Genomic DNA, 21,921 nt, shown 5'->3' with positions numbered 1-21,921 from the left:
CTCCGCCCGGCGCATTAAAACAGCGTGGGCTGGGCAGTGCTGGAACGGATGGTGTCGGAACGGATGGCCCCGGAAGAGGCTGCGCCGGAGTGGCCTGTGCGTGCGTTCCCGGCGGTGTCCGGGATGCTGCCGGCCGGGTACTGGGCTTCTTCCTCCCGGGCGTCGTCATGGCCGTTGCCGCCGTCAAGGTCCCGGTGGCTGAAGCCCTGCGAGCCGGAGAAGCCGTGCAGGTCCTTGAAATACCGGATCCGGCCGGCCAGCCACGCCCGGTATTCCTTGGACGCGTACGATCCGCTGCCGTACAGGCGGCGGTACTTGCCCGCCAGCTGCGGATGTTCGCGGGCGATCCACTGCATGAACCATTCGCGGGTGCCCGGCTTCAGGTACAGCGCACCGGCCGTGACCCCTGTGGCGCCGGCCGCGGCCAGGGCGCCGAAGAGGGAGTTGAGGGCGTCGTCGCTGTCCGAGAGCCACGGCAGGATGGGCATGGCCATGACGCCGCAGGGCAGGCCCGCCTCCCGCAGCCGGGAGATGAGCTTCAGCCGCGCCCGCGGCCCCGGCGTGCCCGGTTCCACGGCTTCGGAGAGGTGCTCGTCGGTCATGGCCAGCGAGATGCCCACGCCGATCGGGACCTGGGCGGCGGCATGCTTCAGCAGCGGGATGTCCCGGGCCAGGAGCGTGCCCTTGGTGAGGATGGACAGGGGAGTGCCGGAATCGGCGAGGGCGCCAATGATGCCGGGCATGAGCTGGTAGCGGCCCTCGGCGCGCTGGTACGGGTCCGTGTTGGTGCCAAGGGCCACGTGCTCGTGCCGCCAGGACGGCTTGGCCAGTTCCCGGCGCAGGACCTCGGCGGCGTTGATCTTGACTACCACCTGGCTGTCGAAGTCCAGGCCGGCGTCGAAGTCCAGATACGTGTGGCTCTTGCGCGCGAAGCAGTAGACGCAGGCGTGACTGCAGCCGCGGTAGGGGTTGATGGTCCAGTCGAACGGCATCCGCGAACCGGCGACCACCTTGTTGAGCACCGATTTGGCGGTGACCTCATGGAAGGTGATCCCGGCAAACTCCGGCGTGGACACGGACCGGACCAGCCCGGCCAGCGGCAGCAGGGCAGCGGCGGCCGGCGAATCGGCGGAAAGGGCGTCAGGTGAGGCACCGCGCTCAAGTGCTTGTGCGTCCCATCTCATGCCTACATTCGAATGTATGTTCGACTAAATGTCAAGGATGCCAGCCGGCCGGCGCCGCAGTCAGCAGCGCAGCAAGTGGGCATTGCTAGGCTGGGGCGATGATTCTCCTGACCGGGTTCGAGCCATTTGGCGGTGATACGGCCAATCCGTCGTGGGCCGCGGCCCGTTCGGCCGCGCGGCTGCTCCAATCCGACGGGCTGGAGGTCCGGGCCGTGGAATTGCCCTGCGTCTTTGGCGAATCGGCCACGGTGCTGGCGGAGGCCCTCGAGCGCTTCCAGCCGGAGCTTGTGCTGTGCACCGGCCTAGCCGGCGGGAGGGCGCGCATCTCGCTGGAACGGGTGGCCATCAATTGTGATGACGCCAGGATTCCGGACAATGCCGGCAACCAGCCCGTGGACGAACCCGTGGTCCCGGGCGGACCCGCAGCCTATTTCACGTCCCTGCCCGTCAAAGCGGCGCTCGCGGCGTTGGCCGCAGAGCAGATCCCGGCCGAAGTGTCCCAGAGCGCAGGGACCTATGTCTGCAACCATGTCTTCTACGCGCTCATGCACGCCCTGCGGCTCCGCCCGGGCACCAGGGGAGGCTTCGTCCACGTCCCCTACGCGGACACCCAGCTTCCGGCAGGGAGCAGCACCCCGGCGCTGCCGGGCCCCCAGATGGCGGCGGCGCTCGCCGTCGTCGTGCGCACTGCGCTGGCGACGACGGCGGATCTCAAGCTCCCTGCCGGCGCAACCCACTAGCCCCAGCCGGTCATCCGGCGCCGAGCCGGGGGCGGCCGCCGTCGCGACGGGAAACACCTGCTCCCACCATTACAAGACAATCAGTCCAGCAGTTCCCAGACGACGCCGACTGTGGCGGTGACGCCCGACTCGCCGGCCTCGACGGTGAGTGAGGCCACCGCCACTTCCCGCTGCATCTTCGCCACCGGGATCGGCGCCTGGAAGCCGGTGTGCTGGGTGAGGGACAGGACCCTGCCCAGCCTGGCTCCGGCGAGGGCGGCGTAATGCTCCGCGGTGGTGCGGGCGTCCTGCCAGGCGGCCTCCCGGGCCCGGGCCTCGACGGCCGAGGAGTCGGCGAAGCCGAGGGTCAGACCATTCAGCCGGACGGCGTCGCCGCCGGCAGCAACCGCCGCGGCAAGGATCTGGGAGGACGCGGACAACTCGCGGATCCTGACGGTGAGCGTGCTGGAGGCCAGATAGCCGGTCACGGTCTGGCCCCGGCCATCCTGCCAGTTCAGCTCGGCCCGGACGTTCAGCCCGGAGGTGGACAGGTCGGCGCTGTCCACGCCGTGTTGCCGGAGCTCCGCCGTGATGGCGGCCGATCGTGTCCCGGCCTCGCTGTAGGCCTCGGCCACGGTCTCGCGGCGGCATTCAACGCCGATCGACACGGTCAGCAGGTCCGGCGCCGCCTCGGCGCTGCCGGTTCCTGCAACGGAGATGCTTCGGGGGCTGTCTGTCATGTCAGGCCTCGTAACGTTCGGGGGCGGTCACGCCCGTTCTGCGGTGCGTGTGTGGGCTGGTCCCGGGCAGGGGGTAGCCGCCCGCTTCCAGGCCGGCGTGGCGCTCGAAGACGTTGGCGCTGCCCGGGTTGCCCGTGCGCCAGAGGGACCAGCCGGCGGCTATGAAGTACAGCGGCAGGAACGGCAGCCCGAGGCACCAGGCGTATTGGGTGCTGTGGCGCTCCTCATGGCCCAGCAGTACTGGATTGGCGCGGGCGGATTCCGGTCCGGCACGGAAGAGGATCACGTTGCCCACCGTGAAGGCCGCAGCAAACGGCACCGGCCAGCGGTAGCGGCCCGCGATCAGCAATCCGCGCGGACCGGAGCTGACGGTTGTCCGCGCACAGGCTGCCAGCAGCAGGCCCAGCAGGGTGGACCCGTTGAGCAGGTTGGCGATCTGGCGAAGCCGTTGTCCGGGCGTCATGAGGCCATGGTAGCCGGGGGTGTGCCCGGCGGTCAGGGGGCCGCCGGGATGTCCCGTGCCCCGGGGAATGTGCCGGCGTCAGCGTCCACAGAGGCCGCCGGGACCGCGGCGTCACGTGAGAGACGGCCGTTGCCATGCCGCCGACGGCCGTCTACTAGACTGGGGACAGTGACCACAAGCCTTGCCGACAACCCGCGCCGCGCCCTGTGCCCGGCCGCGTGCTGTTGGCATGATCCGACTCGTAGCTAAGAACAGTAGATGACTGAAACTTTGCCGGACGCAGCCGTCCCGAATCCTCTGGATGAAGCCGCCATTACCGCCGCCGTAGACCAGGCCGTTGCCGCCATCGCCGCTGCCGCGACCCTCGATGAACTCAAGGCCGTGCGCCTCGCCCACACGGGCGAAAAGTCCGCCCTGAGCCTCGCCAACCGTGAAATCGGCGCGCTGCCCAAGGACCAGAAGGCCGCCGCCGGCAAGCTCATGGGCGCCTCCCGGGGCCGAGTCAACAAGGCGCTCGCGGACCGCACGGTCGCGCTCGAGGCCGAGAACGATGCGCGGATCCTCGTCGAAGAGACCGTGGATGTCACGGCGGCGCCGCGCCGGCGCACGGCCGGTGCACGCCACCCGCTGTCCACGCTGCAGGACCGCGTGGCGGACATCTTTGTCGGCATGGGCTGGGAAATCGCCGAGGGGCCCGAGGTCGAGTCCGAATGGTTCAACTTCGATGCCCTGAACTTCAAGCCGGACCACCCCGCCCGTGACATGCAGGACACGTTCTTCGTCGAGCCGCCCGAGGCCCACCTGCTCATGCGCACGCACACCTCGCCGGTGCAGGTCCGCTCCATGCTGGAACGGGAGCTGCCCATTTATGTGCTGTGCCCGGGCAAGGTGTTCCGCACAGACGAGCTCGACGCGACGCACACCCCGGTGTTCCACCAGTTCGAGGGCCTGGCCATCGACAAAAAGCTGAGCATGGCGGACCTCCGCGGCACCCTGGAGCACTTTGCACGCCAGATGTTCGGCGCGGAAGCCCAGATCCGGCTGCGGCCCAACTACTTCCCGTTCACCGAGCCGTCCGCGGAGCTCGATATCTGGCACCCGGGCGCCAAGGGCGGCCCCAGCTGGATCGAGTGGGGCGGCTGCGGCATGGTCAACGCCAACGTCCTGCGCGCCGCCGGTATCGACCCGGACATCTATTCAGGCTTTGCCTTCGGCATGGGCATCGAACGCACCCTCATGTTCCGCAACGAGGTCGGCGACATGCGCGACATGATTGAAGGCGACGTACGTTTCAGCGAGCACTTCGGGATGGAGATCTAACAGTGCGTATCCCACTTTCCTGGCTGCGCGAATTCGCGCAGGTACCGGCCGATGCAACGGCCGAAGACGTCATGGCGGAGCTCGTCAAGGTCGGACTCGAAGAAGAAGCAGTCCACCGCCCCACGGACTCCGTCCAGGGTCCGATTGTGGTGGGCCAGGTGCTCAGCATCGTCAAGGAACCCCAGTCCAACGGCAAGACCATCAACTGGTGCCAGGTCCGGGTTGTCCCCGAGGGCCGTGAGCAGACCCTGACCGGCGCCGGCATCGATCCCTCGGGCGTGCAGGGCATCATCTGCGGCGCCCACAACTTCGTGGAAGGCGACAAGGTGGTGGTCACACTCCCGGGCGCCGTACTCCCGGGCGACTTCCGGATCTCCGCGCGCAAGACCTACGGGCACCTCTCTGCCGGCATGATCGCCTCCGTCCGCGAACTCGGCATCGGTGAGGACCACGACGGCATCCTGGTGCTGTCCCGGATCGGCCTCGACCCGGAACTGGGCACCGACGCGATGGAACTGCTGGGCCTCTACGACCAGGCCGCCGAAATCAACGTCACCCCGGACCGCAGCTACTGCTTCTCCATCCGCGGTGTGGCCCGTGAATACGCGCACGCCACCGGCACAGTGTTCACGGACCCGGTCTCCAAGGTCCAGGTTCCGACGGCGCTGTCCGGCGGCTACGGCGTCAAGCTCAACGACGACGCCCCCATCTACGGCAAGCCCGGCTGCGACCGTTTCGTGGCCCGCACCGTGCGCGGCGTGGATGCCACCCGGCCAACCCCGCCGTGGATGACCTCCCGCCTCCGGCTCGCCGGCATCCGGTCCATCTCGCTGCCGGTGGACATCTCCAACTACGTCATGCTCGAGCTCGGGCAGCCGAACCACTGCTACGACCTGGACAAGCTGGCCGGCGACATCGTCGTCCGGCGTGCCACGGCGGGGGAGAAGATCACCACCCTGGACGACAAGGAGCGCACGCTCGACGTCGAGGATCTGCTGATCACGGACGAATCCGGCCCCATCGGAATCGCCGGCGTCATGGGCGGCGCCCACACCGAAGTCTCGGACGCCACCACGAACGTCCTGGTCGAGGCCGCGCACTTCGACGAGGTCTCGATCGCCCGCGCGCGCCGCCGCCACAAGCTGCCGTCGGAGGCGTCCAAGCGCTTCGAACGCGGCGTGGACTGGCAGGTGGCCGACGTGGCCGCCCAGCGTGTGGTGGACCTGCTGGTCGAACTCGCCGGAGGAACGGCCGACGAGGCCGGGACCGACGTCGGAACCGCGCCGGACGCCGTCACCATCGAACTGCCGGCAGAGTACGCGGCAGCCCGGATCGGGATCGACTTCACCGAGGAACAGATCCTGACCTCGCTCGAGGACCTCGGCGCCGTCGTTGCCAGGACCGGCAGCGGCTACACGGTGACCGCCCCGAGCTGGCGCCACGACCTCGAAACCAAGGATGACCTCACCGAGGAAATCGCCCGGCTGGTTGGCTACGACAAGATCCCGGCGACCCTGCCCGTGGCGCCCCCGGGCCGTGGCCTGACCCGCGTCCAGCAGCAGCGCCGCCGCCTGATCCAGGCCCTCGCCGACGCCGGACTCACCGAGGTGCTGGCGTACCCGTTCGTCTCGAAGGCCGCCAATGACACCTTTGGCGTCCCCGAAGAGGGTGCGGCGCGCAAGGCCCTCAAGCTGGCCAACCCGATCAGCGAGGAGCACGGCTTCCTGCGGACCTCCGTCCTGCCGGGCCTGATTGAGGTGGCCAAGCGCAACCACTCCCGCGGCTTCCGCGACCTCGCCCTCTTCGAGGCCGGGCTCGTGTTCCTGCCGGGCGAGAAGCTTGGCACCTCCACGATTCCGCCGCTCGGCGTCAAGCCCAGCGACGAGGTGCTCGATGGACTGTACGACGGCGTCCCGGACCAGCCGCTGCACCTCGCCGCCGTGCTCACGGGGCACGACTCTCCTGCCGCCCCGGGCCACGCCCCGCGGGCCTGGGACTGGGCGGACGCGGTGGACATTGCCCGGATCGCCGGCGACGTGCTCGGCGTCGAGGTCCTGGTCACGCAGGGCCGGCATCAGGCCTTCCACCCGGGCCGGGCAGCACAGCTTGAACTGCGCACCGGCGAAGTGGTGGGCTACGCCGGCGAGCTGCACCCGAAGCTGCTGGCGGCGCACGACATGCCGGCCCGTTCCGTGGCGCTGGAACTGAACGCCGACGCCCTCTTCGAAGCCGCTGCCGACGTGATCGTGGCCCGGCACATCTCGACGTACCCCGTGGCCACCCAGGACGTGGCGCTGGTGGTGGCGCAGGACGTCCCGGCGGGCGAGGTGCTGGCTGCGCTGCGTGAAGGCGCGGGCGAACTGCTCGAAGACGTCGCGCTGTTCGACGTCTACGCAGGCAAGGGCATCGAGGAAGGCAAGAAGTCGCTGGCGTTCAGCCTGCGCTTCCGCGCCAACGACCGCACCTTGACGGCGGACGAAGCCTCGGCGGCCCGTGAAGGTGCCGTGGCCGCTGCCCACGAACGATTCGGAGCGGTGCAGCGCTGAGAACTGCGCTGGTCACAGCACAGACGTAGCTGGAAGGGGCGGGTTATGGCATCACACCTTGTTGTGCGTGCCTGCCCGCCCTTTCGCGTTCCCGGCGACCCGGGGGTGCCCGGCGACCCGGGGGTGCCCGGGGCCGCGGCCCTGCACCCTGAACTGCAGCTGGAACGCGACTCGCGTTCCCTGCTGGACGGGGCCGAGCTCGGACGGGCCAGGGCCATGACCCCGCGGACCCGGGAGGACTTCCTGGCCGGACGGCTCGCGCAGCGGCGGTTCGCCGCCGGCCTGCTCGGCGTTCCGGCGTCGGACCTCACCGCCTGGTACAGCTGTCCGCGCTGTGGCGCCGGCGCGGACATCTCACACGGCCGGCCCGGCTACCTGCTCCGGGGCGAGGCGGTGCCGCTGCTGCTGAGCCTGTCCCGTGCGGCCGGCTGGACGCTTCTGGCCGGAGTCGTGGACCCGGGTCCGGGCCAGCGCCTGGGCATCGACGTCGAGGATCCGGCCCGGGCGGACTTCGACGGGTTCGACGACGTCGTGTTGACCCCGGCGGAACAACGGCACCTCGCCGGGCTGGACGGCATCGCGCTGCTGCGGGGGAGGGCCCGCCTATGGGCGCGCAAGGAGGCCTGGCTCAAGATGCTGGGCACCGGGCTGCAGACGGCCCCGGACACCCTGGACGTGCAGGGGCCGACAGTGAACGGCCGCGCCGGGCTCCGGGACCTGCCGACGGCAGAGACGGGCCTGCCCGCGGACCTCGTGGCCGCCGTCGCCCTCGCAGTCATTCCATGAGCCTGCTTCGACACTGTCCGTGGCCGGCCGCCGCGTCAGGTTCCGGCCGCGCCCAACACGGCCCTCAGAACACTGCCCTCAGAGCTTGGGCGGCGTTGCCTGCGGGAGCGGCGGGAGGGCATCGGCGAACAGCCAGGGGTGCAGCAGGGCCTCCGCGTCCAGGCCCGTGGTGTGGGCGGCCGCGACGATGAAGTCGGCGGTGGTCACGGTGCCGTGGCGGAAGCGGTCCGTCCAGTCGTGCAGCAGGGCGAAGAACGCCAGGTCGCCGGAGCGTACCCGCAGGGCGTGCAGGGCCAGGGCTCCGCGTTTGTAGACCCGGTCATCGAACATCAGCTCCGGGCCCGGGTCGCCCACCATCAGGTCCTGCGGGGCCGCGGAGAGCTTGCGCCAGGCGGCGCGCGCGCGGGCGGCCGCCGACATGATGCCGGCCTCTTCAGACCAGATCCATTCCGCGTAGCAGGCAAAGCCCTCGTGCAGCCAGATGTCCTTCCAGGTTGCGGTGGTGAGCGAGTTCCCGAACCACTGGTGGGCGAGTTCATGGGCGATCATCCGCTGCGATTCCCAATCCTGCCGCAGATGGTTGGGGCCCAGGATGGACAGTGTCTGCGCCTCCAGCGGGATTTCCAGCACGTCGTCGGTGACCACCACGGTGTACTCCGGGAACGGGTACGGCCCAAAGCAGTTGGTGAAGGTCCGCATCATGTCGGGCTGGCGGGCCAGGGCGGCCCGGGCGCCCGCCTGCAGCGACGCCGGCACGGCCACATACTGCGGAACGTGCCCTGAGGGCCGCTCGGCATTGAGCGTCAGGAGCTCATAACGGCCGATCTGGACCGTCGCCAGGTAAGTGGCCATGGGTTCGGCCTGCTCAAAAACCCAGGTCTCGCGGCTGGCCCTGCTGGTGCGGGAGAGCATCACGCCGTTGCACACGGCCCGGTAGTTCGCGTCGGTGGTCACCGTGATGAGGTAGCTCGCTTTGTCCCGCGGGTGGTCATTGCACGGAAACCAGGAAGCTGCGCCGTTGGGCTGCCCGGCGACCAGCACACCATCGGAGAGCTCTTCCCAGCCCACTTCGCCCCACACGCCGCGGCGCGGCGCGGGGTAGCCCTCGTAGCGGATGTCCAGGGTGAAGGCCTCGGCGGCGAGCAGCGGGTTGTCGGGGTAGACGACGAGCTGCTCTGCCCGCTGGGTGAACCGGCGCACCCTGCGCCCGTTGAGCTGGATCTTGGTGGCCCGCAAGCCGGCCAGGTCCAGGACGATCGCCGACGTCGGGAGCTGTGTGATGGCGTGCAGGACGGCGTGCCCGGCAAGGCGGTTGCTGCTGACCCGGTAGTCCAGATCGAGTTCATACCGGGTGACGCGGTAGGCGTTGGTCCCATGGCCCGGCATATAGGGGTCCGGGGCGCCGGCTTCCGGGGAGGTGGCCCGGCTGATTTCGCGGCTGATTTCTCCGCTGATGTCCCCGCGGGCGGCGGCGCCGCTGCTGCTTGGTGCGCTGGTGCTCAATGGACGGACCTTCGGTTGTGGTGCTGGTGGACGTGCGCAGGCGCCGGGCCTAACGGGGCCCGGCGGGCGGTGCCGGCCCGTCCCAGGGGCTGACCGGATTGCCCATCCAGTACGTCCCGGCAGGGACGGTTTCGCCCCGCATGACGAGGGACGCCGGCCCCACCGTGCCGCCGCTGCCGATCCTGGCCTGCGGCAGGATGACGCCGTGCGGGCCCATGGTGGCTCCGTCATCGAGCGTAACAGTGTCGATACTCATGACACGGTCATGGAACAGATGGGTCTGGACCACGCACCCGCGGTTGACGGTCGAATTCCTGCCGAGGGTGACCAGGTCCGCCTCCGGCAGCCAGTAGCTTTCGCACCAGGTCCCGGTACCGATTTTCGCGCCAAGTGCCCGCAGCCACCACACCAGCGCCGGTGTCCCCGTGGCAGCGCGCGCGAACCACGGGGCGCTGACCATCTCAATGAACGTGTCCACAACCTCGTTCCGCCAAATGAAGGAGCTCCACAGCGGGTGCTCGCCGGGGCGGATGCGGCCCACCAGCAGCCACTTGGCCACGACGGCACTGCCCGCGGCCGTCGCCCCGGCAAGCAGGACCACCACCCCGCTCAGGAGGGCGGCGATTCCGTAGTTGAAGAGGGTCGCCATCGCGTCGAACGCCAGCATCACGCCGACGGCGATTGCGACCGTCAGCATGACGGGGACGAAGCGGCACAGCTCCCACAGGGCGCGCGCAACCTTCAGCTTCCGGGGCGGCTGGTAGGTCCGGGTGTCGTCCGAGGCGATGGCGGTGCGCCGCAGCCGCACAGGCGGGCTGCCGAGCCACGAGGTGCCGGACTTCGCCTTGGCCGGCGTCGCGGACAGCACCGCGACGAGGGAGTTCTTGGGCACGCTGCGCCCGGCCGCCGTCATGCCCGAGTTGCCCAGGAAGGACCGCTTGCCGATCTTGGCCGGGGCTATATGCATCCAGCCGCCGTCGAGTTCGTAGGACGCCACCATGGTGTCATCGGCCAGGAACGCGCCTTCGCCCACGGTGGTCATCCGCGGGATCAGCAGCACAGTCGAGGCCTCGACGTTGCGGCCGACCTTGGCGCCGAGAAGCCGGAGCCAGACCGGCGTAAAGAGGCTGGCGTAGATCGGGAACAGCAGATCCCGGGCCAGGTCCAGTACCCGCTCGGTCGCCCACACCTGCCATCCGATCCGGCTCCGGACCCGGTAGTAGCCTTCCGCGAGGCCGACGCTGAGGAGCCTAGTCGTGGCCAGGATCAGCAGCAGGTTGGTCAGGAACCATGCCAGCGCCGCCAGCGGGATCGAGAGCGCTATGCCGGGCAGCGCCGCCGGCAGGGAGGAACTGCCCCGGATGAACGCGAAGATCACCAAGGCCGCGACGACGGCGGAGACGTAGGGGATGAGCGCCAGCATGGCAGAGGCGGCGGCGAAGCCGGCGAACCAGAGCCGGCCCATCAGCCGGTGCTCCGGAGGGGAGTCCGGCCACGAATGCCGGGCCTTGCCACGGCGCTCGGCCGGTGACCCGGCCACGAGCTGGCCCGCCTTGACCTTCCCGATCACGGCGGAACCCGGCTCCACCTGAGCTCCGGCACCCACTGTGGCGCCCGGCATCAGCGTGCTGCGGGCCCCGACGCTTGCGCCGGCGCCAATCCGGATGGCGCCGATGTGGACACGGTCGCCGTCGATCCACCAGCCGGACAGATCGACCTCGGGCTCGATATTGGACCCTGCGCCGAGGGTCAGCAGCCCGGTGACGGGCGGGAGCGAGTGGAGCTGGACATTCTCGCCGATCTTCGCCCCGAGAGCTTTCGCGTAGTAGGGCACCCAGGGCGCGCTGGCGAGGCTGATGGCGCCGGCCAGGTCCTGGATCTGTTCCGCGAGCCAGAGCCGGAGGTGCACCTGCCCGGACCGGGGATAGGTGCCAGGCACGACGTTGCGGAGCAGGATGCGGGCCGCGGCAACGGAGAGCAGCATCCGCCCGGCGGGACTGACGAAGACCAGCCAGGATGCGCCCACCCACCACCATGAAATCGTTGGCGCGGCGCTGAATCCGGCGAAGGCGGCCAGCAGGTTGTTGGCTGCCATCAGGTAGGTCAGCCAGCGCATGCCGACCAGGATGTGCAAGGGAACGCCCAGGAGCGTCTGGAAGGCCTGGGACTTCCGCGCGGTGGGCCGGACCGTGCGCTCCTGGGCAGCGACGGCGCCGCCCTCCGGCAGCGACTGGCGGGCCTCGTCCACCAGGGCGCCCACCCGTGGTGTCGCGTAGATATCGGCCACCGTGATGGTGGGATAGCGGACGCGGAGGGCGGACACGAGCTGCGCGGCGGCCAGCGAGCCGCCGCCGTAGGCGAAGAAGTCGGCGTCGAGGCTGGTGACCGGGCTCCCCAGCACGGCGCTCCACTGCTCCACGATCCACTGCGCGTCCTCCGGCAGGTTCAGCGGCGCACCTTCGGCCTCGGCCGCTCCGGTTCCGCTGAGTGGCCAGGGCAGGGCATGGCGGTCCACTTTGCCGCTGGTCTTGGTCGGCAGCGAATCGACAAGCGTCAGCAGCGGAATGAGGGGCGCGGGCAGGCGTTCGCCCAGCAGTTCGCGGGCGGCCGCGAGGTCGATGTCCCGGCCCGAGACGGCGGCAAGGTAGCCGACCAGGATCTGGTTGCCGGCCGCCGTGGTCTGCACGGCGGCGGCGGCGCCGGCGATATCCGGCAGGGACTGCAGGGCGGCATCGATTTCGCCGAGCTCGATCCGGCGGCCGCCGAGCTTGACCTGCTCATCGGCGCGGCCCTGGAAAATGAGGCCTTCCGCCTCGTACTTGACGAGGTCGCCGGAGCGGTAGGCGCGCGGCCAGCCCAGGGACGGCATGGGGGCATATTTTTCCGCGTCCTTGACCGGGTCAAGGTACCGGGCCAGCCCCACGCCGCCGATGATCAGTTCGCCCACCGCGCCCTCGGCGACGGGCAGCGAATCGGCGTCGACGACGGCGAGGTCCCAGCCGTCCAGCGGCAGGCCGATCCGGACGGGGCCGGGCGCGCCGAGCTGCGCGGCGCACGCGACCACGGTGGCCTCGGTGGGCCCGTAGGTGTTCCAGACTTCGCGTCCTTCGACGGCGAGCCGTTCGGCAAGGTCCGGCGGGCACGCCTCCCCGCCGAAGATCAGCAGCCGGACACTTTCCAGCGACTCCACGGGCCAGAGCGCTGCCAGCGTGGGGACGGTGGAGACCGCGGTGATGCCGTGGCTGATGAGCCACGGGCCGAGGTCCATGCCGGTCCGCACCAACGCCCGGGGTGCCGGGACCAGGCAGGCGCCGTGGCGCCACGCGAGCCACATTTCCTCGCAGGAGGCATCGAAGGCGACGGACAGGCCGGCCAGCACCCGGTCCTGCGGACCCACCGGATCGGCCTGCAGGAAGATGCGCGCCTCGGCGTCCACGAAGGCGGCGGCCGAGCGGTGCTGGACCGCGACGCCCTTGGGGGTGCCGGTGGAGCCGGACGTGAAAATGACCCATGCGTCGTCGTCGGGGCCGGGCGGCCTCGCGTCGGGGAACGGGCGGGGGCGGCTGCTGTCCGTGACGATTTTCCCGCCGGCGCGGAGGATGCCGGCCACCCTCGCCTCCCCGAAGACCAGTTTTGCCCGCTCGTCGGGATCGTCGGCGTCCACGGGGACATAGGCCGCACCGACCAGCAGCACCGCCAGGATCGAGACGTAGAGTTCGTTGGTGCCGGACGGGATCCGGACGCCGATCTTGTCGCCGGCACCGAGCCCGGCGAGGTGCAGTTTCCGTGCCGTGGCCCGGACCTCGTCCATGAGCTGGGCGTAACTGAGCGAACGGTGGCCGTCGTCGAGTGCCGAAGCGTCCGGGTACCGGGCGGCAGTATCGCGGATGATGTCTATCAGCGTCCGCTCCGGCGGGGCGGAGAGTGCGCCGGGCAGCTGGGGCTCGTGGACGGTGAGATGGGGAGCGGGAAGACTCTGCACCGCACCGGCGTCTGGGGCTTCACTGGGGGTCAGTCGTTGCTCGGTCACTGGCGCATTATCCCTGCAGGAGATGAACGGATGGTATTGCCGTACGGCTTAGGGAACCAGGATGACTTTGCCGGTGGTACGGCGCTGTTCAAGGTCCTCATGGGCACGGGATGCCTCGCCGAGAGGGTAGCGTGCGCCGATCCTGACCTTCAGGCTGCCCTCGGCAGCGGCGGCAAAGACTTCGTCGGAGCGCCAGCGGCGTTCCCGGGCGTCGCGCAGGTAGTGGCCCATGGTGGGCCGCGTGAGGTACAGCGAGCCGCCGGCGTTGAGCCGCTGCGGGTCGAACGGCGGGACCGGGCCGGACGCTGCGCCGAAGAGGACCAGCATGCCCCGGATGCGCAGCGACGCCATGGAGGCGTCGAACGTGTCTTTTCCGACGCCGTCGTACACCACGTCCGCGCCGGTGCCGTTGGTCAGATCCCGGACCCGGTCGGCGAAACCGTCATAGCGCAGTACGTGGTCGGCGCCGGCTTCGCGGGCCAGCTGCTCTTTCGCGTCTGTCGAAACGGTGGTGATGACGTTGGCGCCCCTGGCTTTGAGCAGCTGGATCATCAGGAGCCCCACGCCGCCGGCGCCGGCGTGGAGCAGGACGGTGTGGCCGGACTCGACCTTGAAGGTGGAATTGATCAGGTAGTGGGCCGTCACGCCTTGCAGCGGCAGCGCCGCGGCGGTGAAATCGTCCAGGCCGTCGGGGACCGGGAGGGCTTTGTCCTCATCGACGAGTGCATAGCCGGCGTAGCAGTCAACGCCCTCGGCCGTGGCCACCCGGTCGCCGGGCGCGAACCCGGTGACGGCGTCACCGACCTCCTCCACGGTGCCTGCGGCCTCGGTGCCGGGCGTGAAGGGGTAGCTGACCTTGTAGACGCCGCTGCGCTTGTAGGTGTCAATGAAGTTCACGCCCGCGGCGGCGACCTTGACGAGCAGCTGGCCGGGCCCGGGAACGGGACGGGCTGTTTCGTCGAGCTCGAGGACCTCGGGGCCGCCGGCCTGGCGGGCGACGATTGCGTGCATCATGTGGCTCCTTTTCCGGGCGGGGAAATCTGTCCCGGTCCCTGGGTCCATCCTAGGGACACCGGCGGAAACCATGAAGGGGCGTTCCGTAACCAGCCGTCACGTGATGATTGAGCTGACGTCGCCCGGAGATGGCCGGTCCTGCGCGGCAGCCGGTGGCCCGTCCTTTAGTAGCGGCGGGTGACCGTCGCCATCGGGCATTCGAAGTGGCGGCCCGCGGCGAGTCCGACGTCGTTGAGGTAGCGGACAATGATGGCGTACGACTGCATCAGCGTCGTTTCCGTGTACGGGACCTGGTGCTTGGCGCAGTACTCGCGGACGATCTTGGCAGCCTGGTGCAGCTGCGGGCGGGCCATGTCCGGGAAGAGGTGGTGCTCGGCCTGGCGGTTGAGGCCGCCGAGCAGGATGTCCATGAAGCGGCCGCCAGAGATGTTCCGGGAAGTCAGGACCTGGCGGCTGAAGAAGTCCACCCGGCTGTCCGCCGGGAGCACCGGCATGCCCTTGTGGTTCGGCGCGAAGGACGCGCCCATGTAGAAGCCGAACACGGCCAGCTGGACGCCGATGAAGGCGAACGCCATGCCCAGCGGCAGGAAGGTGAAAGCGAGGACCGGCAGGAGGCTGAGCCGGACCGCGAGAATCGGGATTTCGACCCAGCGGTGCGTGACCTTGGCCCGGCGGACGATGAATTTCACGGAATCGATCTGCAGTCCCAGGCCCACCAGGAACAGGAGCGGGAAGAAGAACCAGCCCTGCTTGCGGGTCAGGAACGCGAGGCGTCCCTGGCGGTCGGCTACGGCCTCGGCGTGGAAGGCGATGGGGCCGGGTGCGATGTCCGGGTCCTTGGAGATGACGTTCGGGTGGTTGTGGTGCGCGCCGTGCTTCTGCTCCCACCAGGAGTAGCTGATCCCGGCCACGGACGTGGCGAGCAGACGTGCTGCCCAGTCGTTGGCGCGGCGGGACGCGAAGATCTGCCGGTGCCCGGCCTCGTGGGCCAGGAAACTCAACTGCGTGCAGAGGATGCCCAGGGCGGCGGCGATCAGGAGCTGGAACCAGCTGTCACCGATCAGCGCGAACCCGAACCAGGTGGCGGCCATCAGGAGCACCAGGCTGGCGAACACCGTGATGTAGAACCCGACGCGACGTTCGAGGAGGCCGGCAGTCTTGACGCTCTTGAGGAGTTCCGAATAGCTCAGGACTACGGCGTTGGGCTGCCTGACGCGCGAGGTCGGTCGAGCCTGCGTTTCGGCGGGAAGGGTGGAAGTGGCGGTCATTAGGGCGCTGGCCTCGTCACGGTTACGGGCAACGCTGCAGCTGACATTCGCAGCTGCACGGTCTGGATCACCCTTTACCAAGCATACGCCCCGGGTTTCCCCAGCCCGCCGATCGGGTGCTTTGGACACACGCCCATCGATGCATAAATATCGGCATCTATGCATACTCTTGCTGTATAGTCGTGCTCATGACTATTACTGTTGCCGTTTCCGGGGCGAGCGGTTATGCCGGCGGCGAGGTCCTGCGGCTCCTCGCCGGTCATCCCGACGTCACCATCGGCGCCATCACGGCCCACAGCAACGCCGGTTCCAGATTAGGGGAATTGCAGCCGCATCTCCATGGCCTCGCTGACCGGATCCTCGAAGACACCACCGTGGACAACCTGGCCGGGCACGACGTCGTCTTCCTGGCGCTTCCGCACGGGGCATCCGCGGAGATCGCGGCGCAGCTGCCCGCCGGGACCCTGGTCATCGACGCCGGCGCGGACCACCGCCTCGAGGACCCGGAGGCGTGGGAGAAGTTCTACGGATCGGCACACGCCGGAACCTGGCCCTACGGCCTCCCTGAACTGCCCGGCCAGCGCGAGGCCCTGCGCGGCGCCGCCCGGATCGCCGTCCCCGGCTGCTACCCGACGTCGGCCCTGCTGGCACTCACGCCGGGCTTCAGCAGCCAGCTGCTGGAGGGTGACGACGTCGTGATCGTCTCCGCCTCCGGCACCTCAGGGGCCGGCAAGGCCGCCAAGGTCAACCTGATCGGCGCCGAAGTCATGGGCTCCATGAGCCCTTACGGGGTCGGCGGGGGACACCGGCACACCCCGGAGATCGAACAGGGACTCTCCAAAGCACTGGGGGCACCGGTCACCGTCTCCTTCACGCCCACGCTGGCGCCGATGAGCCGCGGCATCCTCACCACGGCGACCGCCAGGGTCCGCCCGGGTGTCACCGTCGAAGGGCTGCGCGCCGCCTGGGCCGAGGCCTACGACGACGAACCGTTCGTGCACCTGCTCCCCGAGGGCCAGTGGCCCTCCACCAAATCGGTCCAGGGATCGAACCACACGGCCATGCAGCTTGCCTTCGATGAGCACACCGGCCGCGTGATCGTGTGCTGCGCCATCGACAACCTCACCAAGGGAACCGCCGGCGGGGCCGTGCAGTCCATGAACATAGCCCTCGGCCTGGCGGAAACCGCCGGCCTCAACCTCCAGGGAGTCGCACCGTGAGCATCACCGCACCGCAGGGATTCCGCGCCGCCGGCGTGACGGCCGGGCTCAAGGCGTCCGGCAACCCGGACCTGGCCCTCGTGGTCAACGACGGCCCGTCCAAGTCCGCCGCGGCGGTCTTCACGTCCAACCGCGTCGCCGCGGCCCCCGTGCACTGGTCCCGCGAGGTGGTCAAGGACGGCCGCGTGGACGCCGTGATCCTGAACTCCGGCGGGGCCAACGCCTGCACCGGGCCCCAGGGCTTCCAGAACACGCACACCACCGCGGAGAAGACCGCCGAGGCCCTCGGCGTCTCCGCCACCGACGTCGTGGTCTGCTCCACCGGACTGATCGGCGAGCAGCTCCCCATGGACAAAATCCTGGCCGGGATCGGTTCCGCCACTGCATCCCTGGCCGCGGACGGCGGCCCCGCGGCAGCGACCGCGATCATGACCACGGATTCCGTGTCCAAGCAGGCCGTCTTCATCGGCACGGCCGCCGACGGAACCCGGTTCACCATCGGCGGCATGGCCAAAGGCGCCGGCATGCTGGCGCCGGGCCTGGCCACCATGCTGGTGGTCCTCACCACGGACGCCGACGTCCCGCCGGACATGCTCGACGCCGAACTCCGCAACGCCACGCGGGTCACCTTCGACCGGGCGGACTCTGACGGCTGCATGTCCACCAACGACACCGTGGTGCTGCTGGCCTCCGGGGCCTCCGGCGCCGTGCCCTCCGCCGCCGACTTCGGCACGGGCCTGACCCAGGTCTGCGCCGAGCTGGCCCGCAAGCTGATCGGCGACGCCGAGGGCGCCAGCCACGACATCGTGATCCGGACGTTCAACGCCGCGAGCGAGCGGGACGCTGAAATCGTCAGCCGCGCCGTCGCCCGCTCCAACCTGTTCAAGACCGCGATCTTCGGCAAGGATCCCAACTGGGGCCGCGTCCTGTCCGCCGTCGGCACCACCGACGCGGCGTTCGAGCCGGACCAGCTGAACGTGTCCATGAACGGCGTGCAGATCTGCCGCAACGGCAGCATCGGCGATGACCGGAACCTCGTGGACCTCGAACCGCGCGAGGTCCTCGTCGAAATCGACCTGCGGGCCGGCACGGCCGAGGCCACGATCCTCACGAACGACCTCACCCACGAATACGTCCACGAAAACAGCGCCTACTCCAGCTAGCCCCCTGAAAGGGACGAACAGGGGACCAGCAGGAAGGACGAACAGCATGAACACCCAGACCCGCGAGACGACATCCCAGTCCGACGCCCGGGACAAGGCCGCCACGTTGATCGAGGCGTTGCCCTGGATCCAGCGCTTTGCCGGCAGCACCATGGTGATCAAGTACGGCGGCAATGCCATGGTCAACGACGAGCTCCGCCGCGCCTTCGCCGAGGACGTCGTGTTCCTGCACCACGTCGGCATCCACCCTGTGGTGGTGCACGGCGGCGGCCCACAGATCAACGCCATGCTCAGCCGGCTCGGGATCGAGTCCGAATTCAAGGGCGGGCTGCGCGTCACCACGCCCGAGGCCATGGACGTGGTCCGCATGGTCCTCACCGGCCAGGTGGGCCGCGAACTCGTGGGCTTGATCAACTCCCACGGCCCCTACGCCGTCGGGATGTCCGGCGAGGACGGCGGCCTGCTCCGCGCCGTCCGCACCGGCACCGTGGTGGACGGCGAAGAGGTGGACCTGGGCCTCGTCGGCGAAGTGGTCGGCGTGAACCCGGAAGGGATTGTGGACATCCTCGCGGCCGGCCGGATTCCAGTGATCTCCACCGTCGCCCCGGAAATCCACGACGACGGATCCACTACCGGGCAGGTACTGAACGTCAACGCGGACACCGCGGCTGCGGCTCTGGCCGAGGCGCTCGGCGCCTCCAAGCTTGTCATCCTGACCGACGTCGAGGGCCTCTACGCCAACTGGCCGGACCGGTCCTCGCTCATCTCCTCCCTGACCGTCTCGGAGCTGCGTGAACTGCTCCCAGGCCTGGAATCGGGCATGATCCCGAAGATGGAGGCCTGCCTCAAAGCCGTAGACGGCGGCGTGGAACGAGCGCACATCGTGGACGGCCGCCTGCCGCACTCGATGCTCCTGGAAACCTTCACGACCGCGGGCATCGGCACGCAGGTCGTCCCCGACGAGGAAGTGAACGCATGAACGAAACTGTAGGCGTGAGTCCGACCGGCGATGGGGCCCCCGCCCGCTTCGCGGTGCCCGACCACACCCGGGCCCCCATCGCCGGCTCGGCCCCCACAGCTTCCGTTATGACTGGAAAGAGTAGTGGCGCGCAATGGCTGTCCCGCTACTCATCCTCCCTGCTCGGCGTCTTCGGCACCCCGCAGCGGGTCCTGGTCCGCGGCGCCGGCTGCCTCGTGTGGGACGCCGACGGCAAGGAGTACCTGGACCTGCTCGGCGGCATCGCGGTGAACGCCCTCGGCCACGCCCACCCCTTCGTGACCTCGGTGATCTCCAGCCAGCTGGCCACCCTGGGCCACGTCTCGAACTTCTTCACGAGCCCCACCCAGATCGCCCTGGCCGAGAAGCTGCTGGAACTGTCCAAGGCGCCGGCCGGTTCCAAGGTGTTCTTCGCCAACTCCGGCACGGAGGCCGTTGAGGCGGCCTTCAAGCTGGCCCGCCGGAACAGCGGCTCAGTAGAGAAGCCCCGCACTAGGATCATTGCGCTCGAAGGCGCCTTCCACGGGCGCACCATGGGCGCCCTCGCGCTGACCTCCAAGGAGGCTTACCGGGCGCCGTTCGCGCCGCTGCCCGGCGGCGTCGTGCATGTCCCGTTCGGTGACATCGAAGCCCTCCGCGCCGCCATCGATGAGACCACTGCCGCCGTCTTCCTCGAACCGATCCAGGGCGAGGCCGGCGTCCGGCCGCTGCCTGCCGGCTACCTCAAGGCGGCCCGCGAGGCCACGAGCGCGGCCGGCGCCCTGTTGATCCTCGATGAGGTCCAGACCGGCATCGGCCGCACCGGCAAGTGGCTGGCCAGCGAGGAGGCCGGGATCGTGCCCGACGCCGTGACCCTCGCCAAGGGCCTGGGCGGCGGATTCCCGGTCGGCGCGCTCGTGACGTTCGGCCCTGACACGTCCGCGCTGCTGACTGCCGGCCAGCACGGGACGACATTCGGAGGGAACCCGGTGGCCACCGCCGCCGCCCTCGCCACCCTGCACGTCCTGGAAAACCAGGACATCCTGGCCCACGTCCGCAACCTGGGGGAGCACCTGCGCGCCGGCCTCGCCGGAATCGCCGGCGTGACCGAGGTCCGCGGCGAGGGGCTGCTGATCGGCTTCGACCTCGACGCCGACGTCGCCCCGGGCGTCGTCGCCGCCGGCCTCGACGCCGGGTTCATCGTCAACAGCCCGGGCCCGCGCACCATCCGGCTGGCGCCCCCGCTGATCCTGACCACCGAGCAGGCAGACCTGTTCCTGGCCGCCCTGCCCGCACTGCTCGAGACCGCCAAGACCAACGCTGCAAAGGACGCCAAGTGACCGCCGCCGTGACCGCAACTGAACTCTCGACAAGACCCGTCCGCCACTTCCTGAAGGACACGGACCTCAGCCCGGCCGAACAGGCCGAGGTCCTTGAGCTCGCCGTCCGGATGAAGGCCGCGCCCTACAGCGTTCAGCCCTTCGCCGCTGCCGGCAACGGCCGCCGGACGGTGGCCGTCATCTTCGACAAGACCTCCACCCGCACCAGGGTCTCCTTCGCCACCGGCATCGCGGACATGGGCGGCAACGCGCTCATCATCAACCCCGGCGAGGCGCAGATCGGGCACAAAGAATCGGTCGAGGACACCGCCAAGGTGCTCGAACGCATGGTCTCCACCATCGTGTGGCGCACCGGCGCGCATGCCGGGCTCGTCGCCATGGCAGAGAACTCCCGTGTTCCGGTCATCAACGCCCTGTGCGATGACTACCACCCGTGCCAGCTCCTGGCCGATCTACTGACCGTCAAGGAGCACAAGGGCTCGCTCCAGGGCCTGACTATGGCGTACCTGGGCGACTCAGCCAACAACATGGCCAACTCCTACCTGCTGGCCGGCGTCACGGCGGGCATGAACGTGCGCATCTCGGGTCCGGACGGCTACCTGCCGTCGCCGGAGATCATCGCCGCCGCCGAGGACCGTGCCGCGGAGACCGGCGGCTCGGTGCTGGTGACGGTCGACGCCGCCGAAGCCCTCCTGGGCGCCGACGTCGTCGCGACCGACACGTGGGTGTCCATGGGCCAGGAAGCGGAGAAGGAAGCGCGGATGAAGCTGTTCCGCGCCTACTCCGTGGATGCCGACGCGATGAAGCTCGCGGCGCCGGACGCCGTCGTGCTGCACTGCCTGCCGGCCTACCGGGGCTACGAAATCGCCGCGGACGTCATTGATGGCCCGCAGTCGGTGGTCTGGGACGAGGCCGAGAACCGGCTGCACGCGCAGAAGGCACTCATGGCGTGGCTCATGCACCGCTCCGGCCTGGCCGTGGTTGATGGGCTCTCGCCGGTTGACGGGCTCGCACCGGTCGGTGGGCTGGCGCCGGTGGGCGGCCCGGCCTGATGTCCGTCCAGCCAGCCTCTCCGGGGGCCAGCCCGGCCACCAAAACGGCCCGGCAAGCGCGGATCACGGCGATTCTGACGGGCGAGTCGGTCCGATCCCAGGCCGAACTCGCGGCGCTCCTCGCGGACGACGGCGTCCAGGTCACCCAGGCCACGCTTTCACGCGACCTCGTGGAACTCGGCGCCGTCCGGGTCCGCAGCAAGGACGGCGTGCTGGTCTACGCCGTCCCGGGGGAGGGCGGCGAACGGGCGGCCAAGAGCGGCGTCACACAGGAAATCCTCGACGCCCGGCTGACCCGGTTGTGCGGGGAACTGCTCGTCACCGCCGAGGCCTCCGCCAACCTCGTGGTCCTCCGGACCCCGCCGGGCGCCGCGAACTTCCTGGCCCTCGCCATCGACCACTCCGTGATGCCCTCGATCCTGGGCACCATCGCTGGGGACGACACCGTCCTGCTTGTCACCCGGGACCCCCTGGGCGGCGCGGACATCGCCGCACGCTTCCTGCAGTTCGCCGAGGAAGCCGGCCAATAAGCCATACCCTGAGCCTTTCAAACGACCGGGCGACCGGGGTGTGTGACAGGCTTGCAACAGAGCTTTT

Annotated in this window: 17 protein-coding genes; 10 read left to right on the top strand and 7 right to left on the bottom strand. The window is 69.5% G+C overall.

The window, feature by feature from the left end; all coding sequences use genetic code 11:
- Window positions 1–14 precede the first annotated feature (14 nt).
- On the bottom strand, window positions 15–1,184 hold the full coding sequence (locus C566_RS0111175) for an Rv2578c family radical SAM protein (protein WP_018774429.1): 1,170 nt from the start codon (window positions 1,182–1,184) through the stop codon (window positions 15–17).
- Between the two features lie 98 nt (window positions 1,185–1,282).
- Here C566_RS0111175 and pcp point away from each other — a divergent pair, with 98 nt between their 5' ends.
- Window positions 1,283–1,924, top strand: coding sequence for a pyroglutamyl-peptidase I (pcp, locus tag C566_RS0111170; RefSeq protein ID WP_018774428.1), 642 nt, complete (start codon window positions 1,283–1,285; stop codon window positions 1,922–1,924).
- A gap of 80 nt (window positions 1,925–2,004) precedes the next feature.
- Here the strand turns inward: pcp and C566_RS0111165 are convergent, their stop codons facing one another.
- Window positions 2,005–2,643 (bottom strand): SIMPL domain-containing protein, encoded by a 639-nt coding sequence (locus C566_RS0111165; protein ID WP_018774427.1) that lies wholly within the window; start codon window positions 2,641–2,643, stop codon window positions 2,005–2,007.
- Window position 2,644: 1 nt separating this feature from the next.
- A complete protein-coding gene (locus tag C566_RS21365) occupies window positions 2,645–3,106 on the bottom strand; it encodes a hypothetical protein (protein WP_018774426.1) in 462 nt (153 codons plus the stop codon).
- Window positions 3,107–3,364: 258 nt separating this feature from the next.
- On the opposite strand from C566_RS21365, the gene pheS reads away from it, so the two are divergent.
- The 3 genes from pheS to C566_RS0111145 are packed head-to-tail and all read left to right on the top strand — an operon-like array spanning window position 3,365 to window position 7,758.
- The gene (pheS, locus tag C566_RS0111155; protein WP_018774425.1) at window positions 3,365–4,426 is read left to right on the top strand and encodes a phenylalanine--tRNA ligase subunit alpha; all 1,062 of its coding nucleotides are present in this window, start codon (window positions 3,365–3,367) and stop codon (window positions 4,424–4,426) included.
- 2 nt (window positions 4,427–4,428) lie between these two features.
- Complete coding sequence (gene pheT / locus C566_RS0111150; RefSeq protein ID WP_018774424.1) at window positions 4,429–6,972, top strand: phenylalanine--tRNA ligase subunit beta; 2,544 nt, start codon at window positions 4,429–4,431, stop codon at window positions 6,970–6,972.
- 45 nt (window positions 6,973–7,017) lie between these two features.
- Window positions 7,018–7,758 (top strand): 4'-phosphopantetheinyl transferase family protein, encoded by a 741-nt coding sequence (locus tag C566_RS0111145; RefSeq protein ID WP_018774423.1) that lies wholly within the window; start codon window positions 7,018–7,020, stop codon window positions 7,756–7,758.
- Window positions 7,759–7,836: 78 nt separating this feature from the next.
- On the opposite strand, the gene C566_RS0111140 is transcribed toward C566_RS0111145, so the two are convergent.
- The 4 genes from C566_RS0111140 to C566_RS0111125 form a co-directional block, all read right to left on the bottom strand.
- The gene (locus tag C566_RS0111140; RefSeq protein WP_018774422.1) at window positions 7,837–9,261 is read right to left on the bottom strand and encodes a M1 family metallopeptidase; all 1,425 of its coding nucleotides are present in this window, start codon (window positions 9,259–9,261) and stop codon (window positions 7,837–7,839) included.
- Window positions 9,262–9,310: 49 nt separating this feature from the next.
- Window positions 9,311–13,243 (bottom strand): Pls/PosA family non-ribosomal peptide synthetase, encoded by a 3,933-nt coding sequence (locus C566_RS0111135; protein WP_018774421.1) that lies wholly within the window; start codon window positions 13,241–13,243, stop codon window positions 9,311–9,313.
- 96 nt (window positions 13,244–13,339) lie between these two features.
- On the bottom strand, window positions 13,340–14,305 hold the full coding sequence (locus tag C566_RS0111130) for a quinone oxidoreductase family protein (protein WP_018774420.1): 966 nt from the start codon (window positions 14,303–14,305) through the stop codon (window positions 13,340–13,342).
- Between the two features lie 164 nt (window positions 14,306–14,469).
- A complete protein-coding gene (locus C566_RS0111125; protein ID WP_018774419.1) occupies window positions 14,470–15,573 on the bottom strand; it encodes a fatty acid desaturase family protein in 1,104 nt (367 codons plus the stop codon).
- A 188-nt stretch (window positions 15,574–15,761) separates the two neighbouring features.
- Here C566_RS0111125 and argC point away from each other — a divergent pair, with 188 nt between their 5' ends.
- The 6 genes from argC (at window position 15,762) to C566_RS0111095 (ending at window position 21,854) form a co-directional block, all read left to right on the top strand.
- The gene (gene argC / locus C566_RS0111120; RefSeq protein ID WP_026266601.1) at window positions 15,762–16,793 is read left to right on the top strand and encodes an N-acetyl-gamma-glutamyl-phosphate reductase; all 1,032 of its coding nucleotides are present in this window, start codon (window positions 15,762–15,764) and stop codon (window positions 16,791–16,793) included.
- Window positions 16,790–17,956, top strand: coding sequence for a bifunctional glutamate N-acetyltransferase/amino-acid acetyltransferase ArgJ (argJ, locus tag C566_RS0111115; protein WP_018774417.1), 1,167 nt, complete (start codon window positions 16,790–16,792; stop codon window positions 17,954–17,956). Before argC ends, argJ begins: the two co-directional genes overlap by 4 nt.
- 46 nt (window positions 17,957–18,002) lie before the next feature.
- Window positions 18,003–18,935, top strand: coding sequence for an acetylglutamate kinase (gene argB / locus C566_RS0111110; protein ID WP_018774416.1), 933 nt, complete (start codon window positions 18,003–18,005; stop codon window positions 18,933–18,935).
- A 107-nt stretch (window positions 18,936–19,042) separates the two neighbouring features.
- The gene (locus C566_RS0111105) at window positions 19,043–20,272 is read left to right on the top strand and encodes an acetylornithine transaminase (RefSeq protein ID WP_051082305.1); all 1,230 of its coding nucleotides are present in this window, start codon (window positions 19,043–19,045) and stop codon (window positions 20,270–20,272) included.
- Window positions 20,269–21,324 carry an ornithine carbamoyltransferase gene (gene argF, locus C566_RS0111100; RefSeq protein ID WP_018774414.1) on the top strand — a complete coding sequence of 352 codons (1,056 nt, stop codon included), beginning with the start codon at window positions 20,269–20,271 and terminating at the stop codon, window positions 21,322–21,324. The genes C566_RS0111105 and argF overlap by 4 nt, the downstream gene beginning before the upstream one ends.
- Entirely contained in the window at window positions 21,324–21,854 is a 531-nt protein-coding gene (locus C566_RS0111095; protein ID WP_018774413.1) for an arginine repressor, read from the top strand. Before argF ends, C566_RS0111095 begins: the two co-directional genes overlap by 1 nt.
- Window positions 21,855–21,921: the final 67 nt, after the last annotated feature.

Source organism: Arthrobacter sp. 131MFCol6.1 (assembly GCF_000374925.1).
Taxonomy (GTDB): domain Bacteria; phylum Actinomycetota; class Actinomycetes; order Actinomycetales; family Micrococcaceae; genus Arthrobacter.
This window is presented reverse-complemented; position numbering and strand designations above follow the sequence as displayed.

Excerpts from the sequence above, each read along its gene's own strand:
- C566_RS0111125 (WP_018774419.1), bottom strand. The coding sequence starts at position 15,573 with ATGACCGCCACTTCCACCCTTCCCGCCGAAACGCAGGCTCGACCGACC.
- C566_RS0111145 (WP_018774423.1), top strand. The coding sequence starts at position 7,018 with ATGGCATCACACCTTGTTGTGCGTGCCTGCCCGCCCTTTCGCGTTCCC.
- C566_RS0111095 (WP_018774413.1), top strand. The coding sequence starts at position 21,324 with ATGTCCGTCCAGCCAGCCTCTCCGGGGGCCAGCCCGGCCACCAAAACG.
- C566_RS0111130 (WP_018774420.1), bottom strand. The coding sequence starts at position 14,305 with ATGATGCACGCAATCGTCGCCCGCCAGGCCGGCGGCCCCGAGGTCCTC.
- pheS (WP_018774425.1), top strand. The coding sequence starts at position 3,365 with ATGACTGAAACTTTGCCGGACGCAGCCGTCCCGAATCCTCTGGATGAA.
- C566_RS0111105 (WP_051082305.1), top strand. The coding sequence starts at position 19,043 with ATGACTGGAAAGAGTAGTGGCGCGCAATGGCTGTCCCGCTACTCATCC.
- argB (WP_018774416.1), top strand. The coding sequence starts at position 18,003 with ATGAACACCCAGACCCGCGAGACGACATCCCAGTCCGACGCCCGGGAC.
- C566_RS0111165 (WP_018774427.1), bottom strand. The coding sequence starts at position 2,643 with ATGACAGACAGCCCCCGAAGCATCTCCGTTGCAGGAACCGGCAGCGCC.
- argC (WP_026266601.1), top strand. The coding sequence starts at position 15,762 with ATGACTATTACTGTTGCCGTTTCCGGGGCGAGCGGTTATGCCGGCGGC.
- pcp (WP_018774428.1), top strand. The coding sequence starts at position 1,283 with ATGATTCTCCTGACCGGGTTCGAGCCATTTGGCGGTGATACGGCCAAT.
- C566_RS0111175 (WP_018774429.1), bottom strand. The coding sequence starts at position 1,184 with ATGAGATGGGACGCACAAGCACTTGAGCGCGGTGCCTCACCTGACGCC.
- C566_RS21365 (WP_018774426.1), bottom strand. The coding sequence starts at position 3,106 with ATGACGCCCGGACAACGGCTTCGCCAGATCGCCAACCTGCTCAACGGG.